We start from the raw sequence: 18,901 nt of genomic DNA on the forward strand, positions 1-18,901 counted from the left end.
GCTGTGAGGCCTCAGCATCAGCTTGCTGCTGGTGCCCGGGCGGTGGTTTTGCGGAGGACCAGGTGCGGCGTTCGGACCACGCTGCCCGGTGACTTTGCCCCCTCGATCCGGTCCACGGCGCGGCCAACGGCGGCGGCGGCAAGGAGCGGAGCGTCCTGGCTGATGGAAGATAACTGGACGTAACTGAGCTTGGCGAAATGGCTGTCGTCATAGCCGAGTACCGATACATCTGCGGGAATGCTGATTCCGGCGGCCCTGAAGCTCTCCATGATGCCGAGGGCCGACCTGTCGTTGAAGGCGATGACAGCCGTGGGCAGATGAGCCTGCAGGATCTGCCCGGCTCCCATGCCATCCTCTTCTCCAGGACCACCAGGGACAACCACGGGTCGGAGCCCGCGCCGGATCATTTCCGTGCGGTACGTCTCCCGGCGTCTGTCCGAAGAGACGGCAGCGCCGCCGTCGACGTGGACGATCCGGCTATGGCCGAGACCAACCAGATGGTCAACGGCTATCGCGATGCCTGCGTAATCGTCACTGCTGACCGAATCCACGAGGTCGCCCACGTTGTCGCGAAGGAGGCTCACCACCGGCACTTGGCGGGCGTGTAGTGCGAGGTCCTCCACGTTGAGGGTGGGCGCGATGATGATCAATGCCTCGGCGCCGACATCCAGCAAGGTTTCAATGGCGCGCGCCTCGGGCCTGCCGCTGGCCACCGCGCTCAGGGCTATTTCATAGCCCCTGGCGGAGGCTTCAGCGTAGGCGGCATCCACAATTTCCGCGTGAAAGGCCTGTGAGCTGGAAAAGATGAGGCCCAGGAGCTTGGTCCTGCTGCTCCGCAGCAGCCTCGCCCGGGAGTCTGCCCGATATCCGAGTTGGCGGGCCGCCTCCAATACTCTTTGCCGCGTCGATTCCGCCGCGCCTGGTGCACCCCGCATCACGATGGAAACCAAGGCACGGGAGACGCCGGCAGCCTCGGCTACGTCCATCAAAGTAGGGCGGCGCTGCAATTCCGACATATTTCCTCCTGGGTGCAAACAGTCTATAGAACGATCTAGACGTCGGGCGAATGACATGTCAGGATGGTGCGACTAGAACGATCTAGAAGACTATTTCAGGAGCTACCATGGGTTACCTTCAGCATCCGGTCACCGAGGACCGGCCCGTTCGTATCGGACTGATCGGAGCGGGATGGATCGGAACCTTCCACGCTGAGTCCGTTGCGCACCGCATCCCCAATGCCCGGCTTGAAGCAATCGCGGATCCTGCCCTTCCGGCCGTCGAGGAACTCGCCGGCCGCCTGGGCGTTGCCAAGATCAGTAGTGACCCGGCAGATGTGCTGAACGATCCTGATGTGGACGCTGTTCTTATCGCTGCGCCGGCGCGCTTTCATGCCGGGTTGATCGCCGCGGCTGCGCGGGCGGGTAAGCACGCATTCTGCGAAAAGCCGGGCGGCCGTACCGTGGAAGAACTCGATGACGCACTGGACGCAGCAGAGGCTGCGGGTGTGATGGTCCAGTTCGGTTTCAACCGCCGCTACTCAAGTGACTTCGCCGCCGCCCGCAGGCTCATTGATGACGGTGCCATAGGAACCCCGCAGTTGCTGCGGTCCTTGACCCGCGATCCCGGCAACCCGGACGGGATTGCCAACCCGGAGCGGATTCCGCCGGGCACCATCTTCCTGGAGACCCTCATTCACGACTTCGACACCTTGAACTGGCTGAACCCGGGGGCTGTCCCTGTTCGCGTTCATGCCGTGGCTGACGCGCTGGTAGCGCCTGAAGCAAAAGAGGGTGGCCTGTTGGATACCGCTGTAGTCACTGTGACCTACAGCAACGGAGCCATTGCTGTAGCTGAGGCCAACTTCAATGCACTCTACGGCTATGACGTGCGGGGAGAAGTTTTTGGCTCTGCCGGGATGGTGACAGCGGGAGGCCCGCAGGCCAGCACGGCCATGAGTTACACCGCTGCCGGCATCAATGCGTCCACCGTCCGCCTGAACGTGGACCTCTTTCACGATGCGTATACGGCTGAACTCGTCCACTTTGTGGACTCCGTGAAAGCTGACCGTGACGGTGTCCAAGCTCCCGCCGCCCAAGCTGCCGGTGGAACCGACGCACGGAACGCCTTGGCCGTGGCCTTGGCCGCCTCCCGTTCAGCCCAAACCGGGCTGCCGGTTGACGTGGCAACAATTGCCGAATTGCGTCCAGCGGAACCCGCACTGCACACCGTAGGTGATGAAGCATGAGCTTCCGCTTGGCTGCCTGCGCTGAAATGCTCTACGGCGAATTGCCTTTGACGGAGCGCGTAAAGAGGATTCATGAGCAAGGCTTTGAGGTGGAGTTGTGGGACACCCGGGGCCGGGACATCGCGGCCCTGGCAGCAACTGGTGCCCGGTTCTCGTCTATGAGCGGCTATTTTGGCGGTAGCCTCACTGATCCCGCCAGCGCCAACGAGGTGCTGGCATCGGCGGAGAAACTGATTCCTGTCGCGCTTGAACTTGGTATCGAGCGTATGGTGGTCCACCCTGCAGAGCTCGGGGAAGGCGGCCGGGCCGTCCGCCCCGTTCACCGATCTACCGGCGAGATGTGGCTGACCGGTGCGCGCACGCTCGAACGCCTGGCGGCATTGGGCGAGAAGCACGGAGTGGTCTTCGCGTTGGAGAACTTGAACACTGTGCTGGACCACCCCGGCATCCCCTTGGCACGCGCAAAAGACACGCTGGCGCTGGTCTCGGCGGTTAACCACCCCAACGTCAGGATGATGCTGGACCTCTATCACGCCCAAATTGGTGAGGGCAACCTGATCGAACTCATCCGTGCCGCGTTGCCCTGGATAGGAGAAATACAGGTGGCCGACGTCCCCGGCCGGTGCGAACCCGGCACGGGGGAAATCAACTATCACGTCATCGCCAGTGCTCTTGGAACGGCCGGATACGACGGGGTTGTCGGTCTCGAAGCGCAGGCCGCCGGAGGAACCGGCCTGGAAGCAGGAGACACCGCACTGGCGGCTTTCCGTGCGGCCTTTGAAAGCTAGCCAAGAGCGGTCGGCGCGCTTGCCATGGGCGATAGTGCACTGCGTCAAAGGGCAAAATCTCGCGTAGCATCAAGGAAAACCGGTCAACAGCAGCGCCGGCCAACAGCAGCTAGGGGGCGTCTTGCGCGCAACGGTCAAAGACGTAGCGCGCCGTGCAGGGGTCTCGCCTAAAACGGTCTCGAACGTGATGAACGGGATCGTGCCCGTAAGCGGCCCCACGCGGCTCAGGGTTGAGCAGGCGATGGCGGAACTGGATTATGTCCCCAATCTCTCGGCGCGCGGACTGCGCAATGGCCGTTCGGGTGTTATTGGACTGGCGCTGCCGGATCTGGCGACTCCCTTTTCTGCGGAGATTGCCCAAAGCATTGTAGAAGTTGCCCACGAGCAAGGTTTCAGCGTGCAGATCGAGGAAACCGGCTCCGACCCGCACCGTGAGCATGAGTTGATGACACGGGCGCGGGCAAACCTCATCGACGGACTGATTCTCAACCCCGTGGTGCTCAAGGAGAGTGCCGTGCAGGTAGGCGTCGCACTGCCACCGGTTGTTCTCCTGGGCGAAGTGACACAGCAGCTGGCCGACCGCGTCTTTGTGGACAGCTTCGCTGCGGCGCGGGACATGACCCTCGCTTTGGCCAGGCCCGGACGCCGGCGCATCGCAGTTCTGGGTGTGAATCGCGGAAGGCAATCCGCTACGGCGATCCAGCGGGCGGGCGGCTATGAGGCTGCACTCCAGATGCTGGGAATTGCCAAGGATGAGTCGTTGCTGATTTCCTGCGACAGCTGGACGCCTGCTTCAGCGGCTGAGGCGCTGGCTAGGTATCTGGACGCAAATCCCTTGCCCGAGGCGCTGTTCTGTTTTACGGACTCCATGGCAATCGGTGCCCTGAATACCTTGTGGAAGAGGGGGTTACACGTTCCGGATGACATCGCGGTAGCCGGTTTCGACGACGTGATCGACGGACGATTTGCGGTACCTTCCCTGACTACCGTGTCCTTCGACAAACGGGCAATCGCCACGGAGGCCTTGCGCCTGTTGACCGAACGTATGTCCGACAGGTCCCACGGGCAACGCTTGGTTGAAATCGACTACGCCATCGTGGAGCGGGACAGCAGCAGAGGCTGAAACGAGAGCCTGCCACTAAATTGTGCGCGCTAACAATTTTCTCTTGCCCTGCACTTTACATCGATGTAATGTGAGACCTGCGTCACCCCCGGGCCAACCTTTACCCGAGTGTGGGGACGCGCCGGAGCCGGATTTTGCGCAGCAGCAACGCAGTGAAGCAGTGACCTTTCAGCGGACCCATCCAAAGGAGTGACGGGTGAAGCAGTTTGAATCTTTGACCGGGAAACAGTTGTCCCGGAGACAGTTATTGACAGGATCGGCCCTTCTTGGCGGAGGCCTCCTGGCCACCGGCCTCACGGGCTGCGGAGGTGCGGCCCAGGCCGCTGCAGTCCAGGACATCGGGTTCTGGCACCTGCTTTCCGGCGGTGATGGCATCAAGATGCAGGCCATGATCAATAGCGCCAACCAAGCCAATGCCGGTTTCAAGGTGCACCCCACAGTGCTTGCCTGGGGTCCGCCGTATTACACCAAACTGGCCATGGCCTCGGCCGGAGGCCGCCCTCCCGAGGTGGCCATCATGCATGCCAGCCGGGTTCCCGGATATGCACCGGGCGGACTCATTGAGCCGTGGGATCTGGACCTGCTTGCGGAGAACGGTGTCAGCGCCTCCGATTTCGCCCCCAGGATCTGGGAGAAAAGCCAACACAACGGCAAGGTTTTCTCCATCGCCCTGGATTCGCACCCGTTCGTCATGTTTTACAACACGGATATCGCAGGCAAGGCCGGAGTGCTGGGCAGCAACGGCCAGCTACAGGAAGTGACCTCGCCCCAGGAATTCAAGGCGATGGCCCTGGAAATGCAGAAGGTCACCAAGGCCCACGGCCTGTCCTTCGGCTATCTCGGCAGTGGTTCGCAAATGTGGCGCCTGTTCTACACCCTCTACAAGCAACACGGCGCGGACATGGAACTGACACCAGGGCAGCCCATGAAGGTGGACCGGGACGCGGCCATCGAATCGCTGGAGTTCATGGCATCCCTCTTTGACGACACCATTGCAGCCCAAGCCGGAGACATCAGCACGGGCATCGCGGAGTTTGCCCGCGGGGGCTCAGGGATGCTGTTCAGCGGCGTGTGGGAACTGCCCACCATGAAGAAGGCCGGAATACCCGTAGATGCGGCCACTATTCCTACGCTGTACGGAACACCAGCCTCTTACGCAGACTCGCACTCGTTCGTCCTCCCACGGCAACTGAAGTTGAATGAGGACAAGCGCCGGGACGTCTACAAGTTCGTCACCGATGTCCTCAAGGGATCCCTGTCCTGGGCAGAAGCCGGACATATTCCTGGCTTCCAGCCCGTGGTCCAATCACAGGCCTACCGCGAACTCACGCCCCAGATTCACTACGCCAACGCGGCGGACATCATTGCCTACGATCCCGAGTCCTGGTTCAGCGGTTCCGGCTCGGACTGGCAGACCTACTTCGCGGAGACCGTGCAGAACGTCCTTTTGGGAAGGGACAAGGCATCCGCGGGATGGGCTGCCTTCGAGCAACGCACCAACACTCTCCTCTCCCGTCCCAACCCCGTCTAACCGGCCCACCCACCGAGCGACCAAAGGAGTTCTTGAATGAGTACCTCTACGCTGTCCCGGCCGAGGCCGGAGAGTCTGCGCAAACCCGGGAGCCGCACCCGAAGCAACCTGAGCGGCTGGGGATTTGCCACCCCGTTCCTTGTCTTCTTCCTCGTTTTCCTCGTCTGGCCCATTCTCTACGGCTTCTACATGAGCCTTACGGGCAAGTCCCTTACCGGCGCCAATGACGATCTGATTGGCTTCGCGAACTATGCCGAAGCCTTGGCCGACGCCGATATGTGGCGATCCTTGGGCAACACCCTCTACTTCACGGTGATCAGCACCGTCCCGTTGGTCCTCGTTGCCTTGGTCATGGCCGCCCTGCTCAACATCGGGCTTCCAGCCCAGTGGCTGTGGCGGCTCTCCTACTTTGCGCCCTACCTGCTGGCCTCCACAGTGGTTTCGCTGTTCTTCACCTGGATGTACAACCCGCAGCTTGGCCTAATCAACGAGTTCCTGACAGGCATCGGCCTCCCACGCGTTGCCTGGCTTAATGACCCCAACGTGGCCATGTGGGCCATTGTCATCGCCACTCTCTGGTGGACCGTGGGCTTCAACTTCCTGCTCTATCTGGCCGCGATGCAGAACATCCCCGCGCAGCATTATGAGGCAGCTTCGCTGGACGGTGCGGGGGCGTGGCGCCAGTTCTTCTCCATCACGCTTCCGCAGCTGACACCCACCACTGTGATGATCGTGCTGCTCCAGATCCTGGCATCGCTGAAGATCTTCGATCAGGTGTACCAGATGACCGCCGGCGGACCCGGAGGATCCACCCGGCCCGTGGTGCAGTACATCTTCGAAACCGGTTTCACCGGATACCGGCTGGGTTACTCGGCAGCCATCTCCTACATCTTCTTCGGACTGATCGTGGTCATCTCGACCATGCAGTTCGTCATCGCCCGCCGCAGGAGTGCATAACTATGGCAACCCCTACCCTGACCCGTCCCGCACCCAGTACCACCACCGGCAATAGCCTCAAACTTCGCCAGCCCCGCAAGAAGCTGACCGTTGGCAGGATCGCGGCCATCGTCGTCGCTGCCTTCATCGCGGTGCTGTGGCTGATCCCGTTCGCGTGGGCCACGGCCACCGCTTTCAAGACCGAGACGGATGCCGCAGCTCCGGACGTGACATGGCTGCCGCCGTCGGGCTTCACTCCCGAAGCGTTCGTCAAGGTCTTCCAGGACGGCAACATCCCGCTGTGGACCTGGAACTCGCTCTACACCTCGGCGGCCATCACGGCCATCACCCTGGTGATCTCGGCGTTGGTCGCCTATGCGCTTTCGAGGATCGATTTCAAGGGCAAGAAGGTGCTGATGACGGTGATCATCGCCTCCATCATCATCCCGCCGCCGGTGTTGATCATCCCACTCTTCTACCAAATGCTGGCGCTGAACCTCATCGATACCTCGTGGGCCATCATCCTGCCGCAGGTCATCCACCCCGCCATGGTGTTCGTGCTGAAGAAGTTTTTTGACCAGATCCCGCGTGAACTCGAGGAAGCGGCCGTGATGGACGGCGCCAGCCGCTTGCGGATCTTCACCCAAATCATCCTGCCGTTGTCCCGACCCATCCTGGCCGCGGTTGCGATCTTCGTGTTCATCGGCGCGTGGAACAACTTCCTGTGGCCGTTCATCGCCACCAATGACGGCAACCTGCTCACCCTCCCGGTCGGCCTGCAGACCATCAAGAGCGCCTACGGCATTCAATACGCGCAGAACATGGCGTCCGCATTGCTCGCCGCGCTGCCGCTGATTGTCGTCTTCCTCTTCTTCCAGCGCCAAATTATCAAGGGCGTTGCGACGACGGGACTCGCCGGAACCTGACCGGCAGCCTCTCACTAACCACCAGATTTTGAACACAACCAAGGAGATACATGTCCCGCGCACGCATCACCCTCGACCGCGACTTCACCATTGGCGAGGTACCCCGACGACTCTTCGGCTCCTTCGTGGAGCACATGGGCCGTTGTGTCTACACCGGCATCTATGAGCCCGGGCACGCCGAGGCTGACGAGAACGGCTTCCGCCAGGATGTCCTCAAGCTCGTCAAAGAACTCGGCGCCACCGTCATCCGATACCCCGGCGGCAACTTCGTTTCCGGATACAACTGGGAAGACGGAATCGGCCCGCGCGAAAACAGGCCACGTCGGCTGGACGGAGCCTGGCACACCGTGGAGACCAACGCCTTTGGCCTGCACGAGTTTGTGGACTGGTCCAAGCAGGCCGGCACGGAAATCATGGAAGCCATCAACCTGGGCACCAGGGGAGTGGACGCTGCACGCGAGATCGTGGAGTACGCCAACCACCCCGGAGGAACCTACCTGTCCGATCTCCGCGCCAAGAACGGCCACAAGGACCCGTTCAACATCAAGCTCTGGTGCTTGGGCAACGAGATGGACGGGCCCTGGCAGATCGGCCACAAGACCGCCGACGAGTACGGACGCCTGGCGAAGGAAGCAGCCAAGGCCATGCGATTCGTGGACCCCTCGCTTGAATTGGTGGCTTGCGGCAGCTCCAACTCCGGAATGCCGACGTTCGGTGCCTGGGAGCAGACAGTCCTCACGCACACTTACGACGAAGTGGACTACGTGTCGCTCCACGCCTACTACTACGAGCACGAAGGCGACGTGGGCAGCTTCCTGGCCTCCGCCGTCGATACCGACTATTTCATCGAATCAGTGATCGCCACGGCGGACGCTGTGCGTGCTAAGGGAAAGCACAAGAAGCACATCAACCTGTCCTTCGATGAGTGGAACGTCTGGTACCAGCGCGGCCTGGACACCGAGGACCAGCCACACAACGTGATTAAGGCCGGATGGCGCGAGCACCCGCGCGTCATTGAAGACAAGTACAACGTCACCGATGCCGTGGTGGTGGGGACGCTGCTCAACTCCCTGCTCCGCCACGGTGACCGCGTGAAGATCGCCAACCAGGCCCAGTTGGTCAACGTGATCGCGCCGATCCTCTCGGAAGAGAACGGACCGGCCTGGAAGCAGACCATCTTCCACCCGTTCGCGCGGATGGCCGAGCTCGCCAAGGGCCAGATCCTGCGGCTCTCGGTGGATTCGGACATGTACTCGAACAACCGCTTCGGAGACACGGACCTGGTGGACGTCAGCGCTACGTGGAACGAGGAAACGGGACGGGTCGCACTCTTCTTCGCGAACCGCGGACTGGAAGAAGCTGCCGACGTCGAGGTTGCCCTGCGCGGTTTCGACGCCCGCCAGGTGCTCCGCGCCGAAGTCCTTGAAATCCCCGAGGACGGCGACCGCTTCACCATCAATTCCCAGGACCAGCCGGGCCGTGTTGGCCTGACGGCGCTGGAAGGTGTGAAGGCGACCGGTTCCGAACTCCGCCTGACGCTGCCCGCCCTGTCGTGGGCCGTCGTCGAGCTTGATGTGGTGAAAGCCTAGATACGCACCCAACTGAGTCGCAGCAGAGCGCGTTATGGACGTCCATAACGCGCTCTGCTGCGACTTACATGGGCAAACGCACGACGGCGGGGGCTACTTAGACTGCGCAGCCGTCCGGGCCGCAGGCCTCGGCGTCGGAGGCGCCCATGGGGATCAGCGGGTTGGCTTCCTGCCATGCCTGGTTCAGTGCTTCGCTGAAGAGATCAACCGGCTGGGCACCGGAGATGCCGTACTTGCGGTCGATGACGAAGAACGGGACCCCGGTGACGCCGATGGCGCGGGCCTCGTTGATGTCCTGCGTGACCTCGTCCGCGTACTTGTCGGAGGTGAAGAGCTCGGCAACCTCGCCGGCGGGCAACTCAAGTGCTGCGCCGAGTTCCGTGAGGTAGTCATGGTTGCCGATGTCCTTGCCGTGCTCGAAGTGATCGCTGAGGAGGCGTTCCTTGGCGGCGTCCTGGCGTCCGTGGGCGGCGGCCAAATGGATGAGGCGGTGGGCGGTGAAGCTGTTGGCCACAACAACTTTGTCGAAGTGGTAATCCAGTCCTTCGCCCTTGGCGGTCTCGGTGACGTGCGCGAACATTTGCTTGACCTGCTCCGGAGCCATACCTTTGCGCTTGCTCAGGTAATCCAGCTCCGTGCCGTCGTAGTGCTCCGGGATGGAGGGGTCAAGCTGGTAGCTCTTCCACTCGATGTCCACCGAATCGCGGTGCGGGAACTGTGCCAGGGCGCTCTCAAAACGGCGCTTGCCGATGTAGCACCACGGACACGCGACGTCTGACCAGATCTCAATCTTCATGTTGGCTGCAACGCCCTGACGTGGCCCGACATTCCGGGAGCCTGCTGTTAGTTTCCTCACCTGCCCAAAGGGTGTTGCCGGGGCGGCCGCTCAAGAATATGTTGGAAGCAGGTTATGCAGACAGCCTATGGGTTGGGGGTCTACACAGAGAAGATCTCGTGCGCATCGGACTCATAGTTGGACCTTGGTTTACCGTACCGCCCGAAAAGTACGGCGGAACAGAGCGTGTAGTGGATGCGTTGGCGCGGGCCTTGTCCGACGCCGGCCACGAAGTCCTGCTGGCAACGGCAGCGGACAGTTCTTGCCCTGTGCCCCAAATCCCGGGCTTTGGTCCATCCGTTCCGGAGGACCTGGGGCTGAGCTTCAGCGAGTTGGGGCACGTCATCAAGGCCTACGCGGAGTTGCGGGCCGTGGACATCATCCATGACCACACCCTGGCCGGCCCGCTATATGCGCACAGACCACCGGGCATCCCGGTAGTCACCACCATTCACGGACCTTTGTCGCCCAGTTACGCGCCGCTGTACCGCGACATGGCACAGGACACCGCCATCATCGCCATCTCCCATGATCAATGCAGCCGGGTGGAGGACCTTGAGATCTCCGCAGTCATCCATCACGGGATCGACCTCTCGGCAGTGAGCGTCGGCCACGGTGCCGGGGGATACGCCTGTTTTGTGGGCCGTATGTGCCCGGACAAGGGGCTGATGGAGGCGGTGGCCATCGCCCGGGAAGCAGGAGTGCCCCTGCGGATCGCCGCAAAGATGCACGCTCCGGATGAGCAGGGCTACTTCCACGATGTGGTGCAGCCCTCTTTGGGATCCAACGAAGAGTTTGTGGGCGAACTGTCCGATCCAGAGAAGTACGCGTTGATGGGCAATGCGATGGCGCTGCTCAACCCGATTCAATGGCACGAACCGTTTGGGCTGGTGATGATCGAAGCCCTTGCCACGGGAACCCCTGTGCTGGCGACGCCCAAAGGTGCGGCCCCGGAAATCGTCAGGCATGGCGTCACCGGTTTTGTAGGAGCTGCAAAGGAGTTGGCCGACTCCGTTGCCCGCATCCCGGACCTGAGCCGCGAGGTGTGCAGACGCTCAGTAGAGGAGTCGTTCAGCGCGCAACGGATGGCAGCCGATCACCTGGACCTCTATGCCAAAGTGATCGAACGATTCCAAGCAAGACCTCTTCCCGAGGAGGCCTTCCGGCCATGACCGCTTGGAACGAAGACACGGAAGCGGGGGCGTCCGAACTGGGTGCCGTGACCGTCGTCGAAGGTTCATCCTTTTGCATTTCCTCGCACTCCGGCGACATCCACGGCGGCGGCTCCCAAGGTACCTACTATCAGGACACGCGGATCGTGTCGCGATGGATCCTGAGGATCAACGGCGCACTCCGGGAACCACTGGTGGCACGGAACCCCACTGCTTTCCAGGCCGAGTATGTGGGCAGGGCATGCTCAGCGGACGGGAGGTTCGACAGCCCCCTGGTAGTTCAGCATCAACGCCACGTCGGTGCTGGGCTCCGGGACGACATCACCATCAGGAACTACTCCGGGCAGGACGCGCCCTGCGAGATTGAACTGCTGATCGACGCCGACCTGGCGGACCTCTTCGACGTCAAGGGCGGCCGGACCAACAAAGCCGGAGCACCCACGAGGAAAGCACATAAGAAAGAACTGCACATCGACTCCCTCCACTCCAGCGGTCAACGCCGGGGCGTGTCTTTCCGGGCCTCCGGGGCCAAGGTGTCCGACGACGGCTTACGGTTCCACATCAATATCCCGGCACGCAGCCAGTGGTCCACCAGCATCATTGCCCTCCCGTTGGTCAACGGAAAAGGGCCCAACGATCCCTTCACCGAAACCACACCGCTGCACCACACCCCGGGCGTTCGCCGCCACGTTGCCTGGGAAGAGCACGTTCCCCGGATCGCCGTGACGGACCACAAGGTGGAGAAGGTCCTGGAGCGGAGCCAACGCGACTTGGGCTCCCTGCGCATTTTTGACCCCGAGCATCCGGACCGCGTGGCGGTGGCGGCCGGAGCACCCTGGTTCATGGCACTGTTCGGACGCGACTCCCTCCTCGCCTCCTATATGTCCCTCATGGTGGACCCTCGGCTGGCCGCCGGAACCCTGCAGACCCTGGCCGCGCTCCAAGGCAGCAAAGTGGACGTGGATTCCGAGGAAGAACCCGGGCGCATCCCTCACGAGGTCAGGCTCGGCGTCACCGCCGGACTCTCGCTGGGCGGGACCGCCTACTACGGAACAGCCGACGCGACACCCTTGTTCGTCTCGACACTTGGCGAGCTCAGTCGATGGGGTCTGGGTTCGGACATCATCGAGTCCCTGCTCCCGCACGCTGACCGGGCCATCGAATGGCTGGAACAGTACGGGGACCGCGATGGAGACGGCTTCATCGAGTACCAAAGGCCTAACGAGCATGGACTTGTGAACCAGGGCTGGAAAGACTCCTGGGACGGCATCAACTTCGCCGACGGCCGGATGGCGGAAACGCCCATAGCCCTGTGCGAGGTGCAGGCCTATGCTTACTCCGCTTATGTGGGACGGTCGCTGCTGGCCCGGGCGGCGGGCGATACCGCCGTCGAGCGCCGTTGCGCGGATCGCGCCGCAGCGCTGAAAGCTGCTTTCAACGACGCCTTCTGGCTCCCGGACCAGGGCTATTTTGCGCTGGCACTGGATAAGGACAAGAAACCCGTGGATTCGTGCACGTCCAATATGGGGCACTGCCTGTGTATGGGGATTGTGGACGAGGACAAAGCGCCACTTGTGGCGGAGCGGCTGATGTCGCCGGAGATGTTCACCGGGTGGGGCCTCCGGACTTTGGGATCCGACATGGGCGCCTACAACCCTGTCAGCTATCACAACGGCTCGGTGTGGCCCCACGACACCGCACTCGCCGCCACAGGACTCATGCGGTACGGCTTTGTGAAGGAGGCGAGCCGGGTTGCGAGCGGACTGTTCGACGCCGCCGAACACTTTGGCGGTCAGCTTCCGGAACTTTTTTGCGGCTTCGATCGCGGAGATTTTGCCGAGCCGGTTCCCTATCCGACGGCGTGTTCCCCGCAAGCGTGGGCGGCTGCGGCACCCGTCCAACTCGCCCGGATCCTGCTGCGGTTCGATCCCGATTTCACCCGGAACGTGCTGCACCTGGCGCCCATCCTGCCCGACTCCTTGGGCACCTTCAAAGCCGACAACGTGCTGCTGGGGCGTTCGCGGATCACCATCGAGGCCTCTGGTTCGTCCGGGACGGTGACCGGGCTGCCCGCTGGGCTGGAACTGCGTTCGGATCCCCGGCCGCCGCTGGCGGGGGATTTATTCGGCTAGCTCTCTTACAGATCGTGCTCCATGACGAAGTCGTGCTCCACCGTGTCGCCCAGCTTGAACGTCTTGGTGCCCACCCGCTGGAAGCCGCTTTTCTCATAAAAGCGGATGGCCTTCGCGTTCTCGCTGTTGACGCCGAGCCACACCCCCGCTGCGCCCTTGTCCGCTGCATCGGCCAACGATGCCTGGATAAGCCGGGATGCGGCGCCCTTGCCGTGGTGGTCGGGGTGGACGTAGCACTTGCTCAGTTCCGTGGACGGGAGCGCTGAGAGCACCGCGGCGACGTCCGGGTCGCTGGCCGGCTTGGCAATCAGCATCGTGTACCCGTTGAGCTGTCCGTCGTCGTCGAGCACCAGAACTGTGATGTTGGCGTCGGCGAGGTAATCCTCGAAGTTGGCCTCACTCAACGTTTTCTCAAGGTGTGCCTGGATGTCCGCCGGCGAGGAGCCGGGCGGGCATGCCAGCGGGAAGGTGACGGCGGCAAGCTCAGCCAGCTTCCCGGCGTCGTGCGTTGTTGCGGTGCGGATGGTTTCAGTCACGTGAGTCAGGATACGGCCGAGACCGTGAGTTTACGTACTATAGCCGTGCCACCCTCCACGCTGAGTTGGGTGCGCAGATTCCCGGATGCGGGGAACACCAGATCGGTCAAGACAACCTTGCCACCTTGTGCGAAGACCTCCACGGAGCCGTGATCGACGATCACACGGAGCCTGAGCACGCCATCCTCAAGGGTCACGGGGGCAGACTCTGCCGATGCGAACTTTTCGTGGAAGGCGGTGTTGCCGGAGTTGCGGCGATCCAGGATGAGTTGGCTTGTGGCGGCCTCGAAAATAAGAAGCGTGGCGGCATCCCCGCCCAACGCGCCGAAAAGACTCAGGGTGGTTGTTCCGGCAGATCCGGGCAGGATCTCGGCGTCAATCACCTGGACTGAAGCAGGATCTGTGTGCGGCAATGCCACCGTGGAATCGTGAATCTCCTGGTCCTCCATGGTGTAGATGCTTGGCCCGAGCTCGGCCGGCAGCACGGGGCGCTGGACCAAGCGGGGCCGGCCGTCGATGGTAGCCAGCTCAACCTCGCGGGCCAGCGACATGCTGGATCGCCACGGGGACGTGGGCAGGGAATTGGCGTAGTCCCAGTTATTCATCCAGCCAATCATGATGCGGCGGTTGCCTGGAACATTGCTGAAGGAGACTGCTGCGTAGTAGTCGCGCCCCCAATCGAGCCATAGGCACTGCCTCAGGTTGGTATTTCCGTCCTCAACTAATGAATCGCTGTCTGCGGTGAACTGAACCCCGTCGAAATGTCCCACGAAGTACTGTCCGCCCGATCCTCCTGCCACGGCACCGGGGTTGATGTTAACTACCAGGACCCACTTGACGTGGTCCGGGCTTCCGTCGACGGGAAGGGGGAAGAGATCAGGACATTCCCACTCGCCGCCCGTGGCATTGGCTGGCCCGAACGTGCTCAGGTACTCCCATTCCTTGAGGTCGGCCGAGCGGTACAGGACAACTTGCTGGTGCTGTGCCTCCACCGCCACCATCAACCAGAATGAAGCCGACGCATCCTCGTACCGGAACACCTTGGGGTCGCGGAAATGTGCCGAGCCCCGATTGAGGACCGGGTTCCCCGCGTACTTCTGCCACGTCATTCCCGCGTCCGTGGAGAAGGCGAGAGATTGGGCCTGAGTCCCTTCGAGTCCCGAACCTTCCTTGAAAGCACTGGTGTAGATGGCAACCAAGGCCGGGTTTTCCGGGGTGCCAAAGCCGGTCGTATTGCCCTCATCCACCACGATGCTTCCGGAAAACACGTCCTCCCGATCATCACAGGCGATGGCTACGGGATGCTCGTTCCAGTGGAGCAGGTCCTCCGAGGTTGCATGGCCCCAGGACATGTTGCCCCAGACGTTGTCGAAGGGGTTGTTCTGGTAGAAGAGGTGGTAAACGCCTTGGTAAAGCACGAGTCCATTGGGATCGTTGAGCCAAGTGCTGTTGGCCGTGTAGTGAAGTACCGGCCGGCTCATGAAATCCGAGTGTTCTGCGGGAGCGGCAGCGTGAGTCGTTGTATCAGTCATTGGAGTTCTTTCGGGAAGTGTGCGCCAGTTCCAGCGATTCGGCCAGTTCGGCTCGTGTTGGAGGGTTGGCTCCGTGCCGTCCTACAGTGATGGCCGCAGCGAGGGAGGCGGCCGTGCCCAAGCGGGTGAGCTTGGCGGCGTCGAAATCTCCTTGGGGGTCCTCCACCAGTCCTGCGATCAGGGCGGACATGTAGGAATCGCCGGCCCCCACGGTATCTTTGACCATCACAGCGCGCGCCTGCACGTGGACGTTGGCGGTCTTGGACCACAAGTAGGAGCCGGAACCGCCATCAGTGATGATCGCCGCTTCCGGCCCAAGGCCAAGAAGGTGGTGCCCGACGGCGGTGGGGGACCACCGGGGGTAAAGCCACTGCGCGTCTTCTGAACTGAGTTTCACCACGGTGGACAAGGCTGTTGATTCTTCGAACGTTCGGAGAGCCGCACCGTGGTCGGGGAGGAGCGTCGGACGAATGTTGGGGTCGTACGTGATCATGCCGGAGAACGACTCCAACAAGGCACGGACCTGCGTTGCTCCCGGCTCCAAAAAGGTAGCCAGCGAGCCCGTATGCAGCACCTTTGGGCGGATCGGGAGACTCAGAGGCGGGAGCTCCCAATGGATGTCGAAGTCATATTCCGCCGAGCCGCTGCTGTCCAAGAGTGCCGTGGCGGTGGAAGTCCTCGGGAGATGCTCGGCCCCCGGCAGCATGGACACTCCGGCGCTCGCCAGATGCTCTTGGATTCGCGCGCCGCGCTGGTCTTTGCCCAGTGCGGTGAGAAATGAGGTGCTGATACCCAACCTGCCGAGCCCGAACGCAACATTTAGCCCCGAACCACCGGGGAACTCGACGGCTCCCGCTGCGGTGTCAATGATGTCGATGAGGGCCTCACCGACTACCAGGACATCCGTTTCAGGGCAGGAGGGGACAGGGTGGCTGTGCATTGGTGGTCCTTTGTGGTCAAGGGCGTCCGGGACTGGACGCAGATGGAGTCAGGTGTTGGTGCGTGCGGTCACTTCTGCATTACTGCCGCCCGCACCGGTCGGTGGGGAGGCCACGGAATGACGCAGGACCAAAGGGCAGGGAAGAACGGTGGGGTGGGCGGTCAACAGCTGCAGGTCTTTTTTTCCCTCGATGGCGTCGATCAGGTTTTTTGTTGCCCACGCGCCCATTTCATAGTGCGGAAGGGCGACCGTGGTCAGCGAGGGGTAGAGATTTTCGGCAATGAGCTGCTGGTTATCGAATCCCACGATTGAAAGGTCCTCGGGTATCCGCAGCCCAAGTTTCGCGGCCGCCCTATAGGCACCCATGGCCATGCGGTCGTTGTAACAGAAGATGGCCGTGGGCCGGTTGGGAGATTCCAGGAGACGCAGTGCCGCTTGGTAGCCGCCCGGCACCTCGGAAAGTTCCGAGTGGACCAACTCGTCATGAAACGTCAGTCCGGCATCGGCCAACGTGTCCTTGAAAGCCTTCAGCCGGGAGTGCGTTGCCGGGACGTCGTCGGTGTTGTTGATCATGCCGATCCGCGTGTGTCCGGCGTCGATTAAGGTTTGCACCGCGAGTCGTGCGCCGCCTGCTTCATCGGGGATGACTGAGGAAACAGAGTGGTTGATGTCCTCGGAGTCCACCAGGACCGCCGGAACCCCCGCCAGATTCTTGGGAACGGACAGCTTTCGGTGGTACATGGTGGCATACAGGATGCCATCCACCTGCCGATCCAGCAGGTCAGCGACGTCGCTTTCACGCGAGTCCTGGGAACCGGTGCTGGTGGAGTTGATGATCATGATGTTGTACCCACGGGCCCGCGCCGTTTCCTCGGCCCCGAGGATGATCCTGCCTGCGTGCGGAGTGGTGGCAATCTCTTCGCTGATGAAACCGATCATGCCCGAACGTTGGGTGCGAAGGGCCTGGGCCAACCGATTGGGTCCGTAACCCAGACGCTGGGCCGCTTCGTGGACCCGTTCCCTGGTTTCGGTACCTACGCGGGCGTAAGCAACGTCGTTGAGGACATGGGAGACGGTGGTGACAGAGACACCGGCCGCGGCGGCCACGTCTTTGATACCTACAGATCTTTTGGTCATAGCTTTCCCACGTCCTCATGGTGTTGATGCTTGTTGCTGATCCTACGTTCGGCTTACTCGTCCCAGTAGGCTATCGATGAATACCCGCTGCCTGGCTCGTTTGGGCGGTCTCTGCCGCGAAACCAATGGTCGGCGTGGCCCTCACAGCGTTGACGCTCCTGTCTGCGATCACCTGGGCGTCATTTCCGGAATCAAGGATGGTATTCCGAGCCGAGGCTGCATCAACCAGGACCGCCGTCACTGCAAGGCCCTCCGAAGCCCCGGTGGTCAACAGCGCGTCCACTTGGGCCGAGAAGCAAGAGTCACTGGACGCGGCGCGAACGTCCATGGCAACCACGTGATTGTTGGAGACGAAGTTGCCTGCGCCCTCTGCCAGATGGATGATCACGGGTGTGGCCCCCGATGGTCGAATGCCCTCTGCGTCCACTATTTCGGAGAAGTGGTTGCCGATCACCGAGTTGTTGTTGCCACTGATGCTCAGCAACCCGTAGAGGTCATCTCGCCCATTATCGACGCCCAGGAAGGGAGTCCAGGGTTCGTGGTCCCTAAGGAAGTGGTTGGTGGCCACGAGGTTCTCGGAGCTGTTCCCTGCGAGAACCACCATCCCCGGATAGAACGAGTGCAGGCGGTTGTTGGACACACTTGAACGGGTGACGCCGTCGAAATGGATGCTGCTGGCACCGCGGGGGAAGATGTTGTTCGCAGTGATCAGGAGCCCGCCATGGTTCTGGGCATAGATCGAGTGACCCTTGAATCCGGCCCCCATTAGATTGTCGGTGATCTTGGACGCCTGGCCCCAGCCACGGAGTTCGATGCAGCTTCCGCACTCGGCAATGAAGTTGTCGTGAAGGGAAAGGGCGTCCGCCTTATAGATGGTGAGCGCATTCTCGAGGTAGACGAATCCCATCGCGTTTACCCGGAAGGAGTCATTGGCACTTGCCACATAGATGCCGGTCTTGCCGTTCACGTAGCTGTTCTCTGCGGGCAGCCCTGAGCCATCCGGGGTGAAGTGCAACCCATCGATGCAGAAGTTGGAGAATTCAACTGAGCTGATTCGAGGGCTCCCGCTCCGCTCAATGTAGAAGGCGGCGCCCTTGGATTCGTCCTTGCCGGGCAAGTCGCCACTGAGCGGAATGTCGACGATGACGCGGCTTCCGCCTGGCCACAACTCATGGAGGTCCGGCCATTCTTCCTCGGGAACGTTGAACCGGATGCTCGAGGACGTAAAGCCGTGCCCCGAGCCCTGGATCTTGAGGAAGCTGACATCGATGACCACCTGCGTGCGGAGGTGATAGTCCCCGGGCGGAAGGTAAATCACCGCTCCCGGCTTGCCGCCGTCGTTCTCATCCGTGACCGTCTGGCGGGCCTTGATGTCCGCGATGATGCTGTTGATGACTTCACCAACGTCCTCGGATGCGTTACCTATTGGCCACGTGGTGACGTCGTAGTGGTTGCTGTTGGACATGGGGTCCTCTCTTA

The 18,901-nt window shown here is 61.9% G+C and carries 16 protein-coding genes; 9 read left to right on the forward strand and 7 right to left on the reverse strand.

The window, feature by feature from the left end:
- Positions 1 to 17: 17 nt before the first annotated feature.
- Positions 18 to 1,016, reverse strand: a complete 999-nt coding sequence (locus ACNAOT_RS03750) for a LacI family DNA-binding transcriptional regulator (RefSeq protein WP_420180078.1) — start codon at positions 1,014 to 1,016, stop codon at positions 18 to 20.
- 107 nt (positions 1,017 to 1,123) lie between these two features.
- On the opposite strand from ACNAOT_RS03750, the gene ACNAOT_RS03755 reads away from it, so the two are divergent.
- From ACNAOT_RS03755 to ACNAOT_RS03785, 7 genes are all read left to right on the forward strand, one after another.
- A complete protein-coding gene (locus tag ACNAOT_RS03755) occupies positions 1,124 to 2,245 on the forward strand; it encodes a Gfo/Idh/MocA family oxidoreductase (RefSeq protein ID WP_420180079.1) in 1,122 nt (373 codons plus the stop codon).
- Positions 2,242 to 3,033 carry a TIM barrel protein gene (locus ACNAOT_RS03760; protein ID WP_420180080.1) on the forward strand — a complete coding sequence of 264 codons (792 nt, stop codon included), beginning with the start codon at positions 2,242 to 2,244 and terminating at the stop codon, positions 3,031 to 3,033. Before ACNAOT_RS03755 ends, ACNAOT_RS03760 begins: the two co-directional genes overlap by 4 nt.
- Positions 3,034 to 3,154: 121 nt before the next feature.
- Positions 3,155 to 4,156, forward strand: coding sequence for a LacI family DNA-binding transcriptional regulator (locus tag ACNAOT_RS03765; protein WP_420180081.1), 1,002 nt, complete (start codon positions 3,155 to 3,157; stop codon positions 4,154 to 4,156).
- A gap of 196 nt (positions 4,157 to 4,352) precedes the next feature.
- The gene (locus tag ACNAOT_RS03770; RefSeq protein WP_420180082.1) at positions 4,353 to 5,687 is read left to right on the forward strand and encodes an extracellular solute-binding protein; all 1,335 of its coding nucleotides are present in this window, start codon (positions 4,353 to 4,355) and stop codon (positions 5,685 to 5,687) included.
- A gap of 36 nt (positions 5,688 to 5,723) precedes the next feature.
- A complete protein-coding gene (locus ACNAOT_RS03775; RefSeq protein WP_420180083.1) occupies positions 5,724 to 6,644 on the forward strand; it encodes a carbohydrate ABC transporter permease in 921 nt (306 codons plus the stop codon).
- A 2-nt stretch (positions 6,645 to 6,646) separates the two neighbouring features.
- On the forward strand, positions 6,647 to 7,549 hold the full coding sequence (locus ACNAOT_RS03780; protein WP_179018836.1) for a carbohydrate ABC transporter permease: 903 nt from the start codon (positions 6,647 to 6,649) through the stop codon (positions 7,547 to 7,549).
- A gap of 50 nt (positions 7,550 to 7,599) precedes the next feature.
- The gene (locus tag ACNAOT_RS03785) at positions 7,600 to 9,138 is read left to right on the forward strand and encodes an alpha-N-arabinofuranosidase (protein WP_420180084.1); all 1,539 of its coding nucleotides are present in this window, start codon (positions 7,600 to 7,602) and stop codon (positions 9,136 to 9,138) included.
- Positions 9,139 to 9,235: 97 nt separating this feature from the next.
- Here ACNAOT_RS03785 and ACNAOT_RS03790 read toward each other — a convergent pair whose 3' ends face one another.
- Positions 9,236 to 9,934 (reverse strand): DsbA family oxidoreductase, encoded by a 699-nt coding sequence (locus ACNAOT_RS03790; protein ID WP_420180085.1) that lies wholly within the window; start codon positions 9,932 to 9,934, stop codon positions 9,236 to 9,238.
- A 158-nt stretch (positions 9,935 to 10,092) separates the two neighbouring features.
- On the opposite strand from ACNAOT_RS03790, the gene ACNAOT_RS03795 reads away from it, so the two are divergent.
- Positions 10,093 to 11,145: a glycosyltransferase family 4 protein gene (locus ACNAOT_RS03795; protein WP_420180086.1), complete on the forward strand. Its 1,053-nt coding sequence runs from the start codon at positions 10,093 to 10,095 to the stop codon at positions 11,143 to 11,145.
- On the forward strand, positions 11,142 to 13,277 hold the full coding sequence (locus ACNAOT_RS03800) for a glycogen debranching N-terminal domain-containing protein (RefSeq protein WP_420180087.1): 2,136 nt from the start codon (positions 11,142 to 11,144) through the stop codon (positions 13,275 to 13,277). Before ACNAOT_RS03795 ends, ACNAOT_RS03800 begins: the two co-directional genes overlap by 4 nt.
- Positions 13,278 to 13,282: 5 nt before the next feature.
- Here ACNAOT_RS03800 and ACNAOT_RS03805 read toward each other — a convergent pair whose 3' ends face one another.
- The 5 genes from ACNAOT_RS03805 to ACNAOT_RS03825 form a co-directional block, all read right to left on the reverse strand.
- Entirely contained in the window at positions 13,283 to 13,813 is a 531-nt protein-coding gene (locus ACNAOT_RS03805) for a GNAT family N-acetyltransferase (RefSeq protein ID WP_420180088.1), read from the reverse strand.
- A gap of 5 nt (positions 13,814 to 13,818) precedes the next feature.
- The gene (locus ACNAOT_RS03810) at positions 13,819 to 15,345 is read right to left on the reverse strand and encodes a glycoside hydrolase family 32 protein (protein ID WP_420180089.1); all 1,527 of its coding nucleotides are present in this window, start codon (positions 15,343 to 15,345) and stop codon (positions 13,819 to 13,821) included.
- On the reverse strand, positions 15,338 to 16,285 hold the full coding sequence (locus ACNAOT_RS03815) for a carbohydrate kinase family protein (protein WP_420180090.1): 948 nt from the start codon (positions 16,283 to 16,285) through the stop codon (positions 15,338 to 15,340). The genes ACNAOT_RS03810 and ACNAOT_RS03815 overlap by 8 nt, the downstream gene beginning before the upstream one ends.
- 48 nt (positions 16,286 to 16,333) lie before the next feature.
- Complete coding sequence (locus ACNAOT_RS03820) at positions 16,334 to 17,422, reverse strand: LacI family DNA-binding transcriptional regulator (protein WP_420180091.1); 1,089 nt, start codon at positions 17,420 to 17,422, stop codon at positions 16,334 to 16,336.
- A 70-nt stretch (positions 17,423 to 17,492) separates the two neighbouring features.
- Positions 17,493 to 18,887 (reverse strand): NosD domain-containing protein, encoded by a 1,395-nt coding sequence (locus tag ACNAOT_RS03825; protein ID WP_420180092.1) that lies wholly within the window; start codon positions 18,885 to 18,887, stop codon positions 17,493 to 17,495.
- Positions 18,888 to 18,901: the final 14 nt, after the last annotated feature.

Source organism: Paenarthrobacter sp. TA1.8 (assembly GCF_048595705.1).
Taxonomy (GTDB): domain Bacteria; phylum Actinomycetota; class Actinomycetes; order Actinomycetales; family Micrococcaceae; genus Arthrobacter; species Arthrobacter nitroguajacolicus.

Coding starts and splice junctions, on each gene's coding strand:
- ACNAOT_RS03750 (WP_420180078.1), bottom strand. CDS start 1,016: ATGTCGGAATTGCAGCGCCGCCCTACTTTGATGGACGTAGCCGAGGCT.
- ACNAOT_RS03755 (WP_420180079.1), top strand. CDS start 1,124: ATGGGTTACCTTCAGCATCCGGTCACCGAGGACCGGCCCGTTCGTATC.
- ACNAOT_RS03760 (WP_420180080.1), top strand. CDS start 2,242: ATGAGCTTCCGCTTGGCTGCCTGCGCTGAAATGCTCTACGGCGAATTG.
- ACNAOT_RS03775 (WP_420180083.1), top strand. CDS start 5,724: ATGAGTACCTCTACGCTGTCCCGGCCGAGGCCGGAGAGTCTGCGCAAA.
- ACNAOT_RS03780 (WP_179018836.1), top strand. CDS start 6,647: ATGGCAACCCCTACCCTGACCCGTCCCGCACCCAGTACCACCACCGGC.
- ACNAOT_RS03785 (WP_420180084.1), top strand. CDS start 7,600: ATGTCCCGCGCACGCATCACCCTCGACCGCGACTTCACCATTGGCGAG.
- ACNAOT_RS03790 (WP_420180085.1), bottom strand. CDS start 9,934: ATGAAGATTGAGATCTGGTCAGACGTCGCGTGTCCGTGGTGCTACATC.
- ACNAOT_RS03800 (WP_420180087.1), top strand. CDS start 11,142: ATGACCGCTTGGAACGAAGACACGGAAGCGGGGGCGTCCGAACTGGGT.
- ACNAOT_RS03810 (WP_420180089.1), bottom strand. CDS start 15,345: ATGACTGATACAACGACTCACGCTGCCGCTCCCGCAGAACACTCGGAT.
- ACNAOT_RS03815 (WP_420180090.1), bottom strand. CDS start 16,285: ATGCACAGCCACCCTGTCCCCTCCTGCCCTGAAACGGATGTCCTGGTA.
- ACNAOT_RS03820 (WP_420180091.1), bottom strand. CDS start 17,422: ATGACCAAAAGATCTGTAGGTATCAAAGACGTGGCCGCCGCGGCCGGT.
- ACNAOT_RS03825 (WP_420180092.1), bottom strand. CDS start 18,887: ATGTCCAACAGCAACCACTACGACGTCACCACGTGGCCAATAGGTAAC.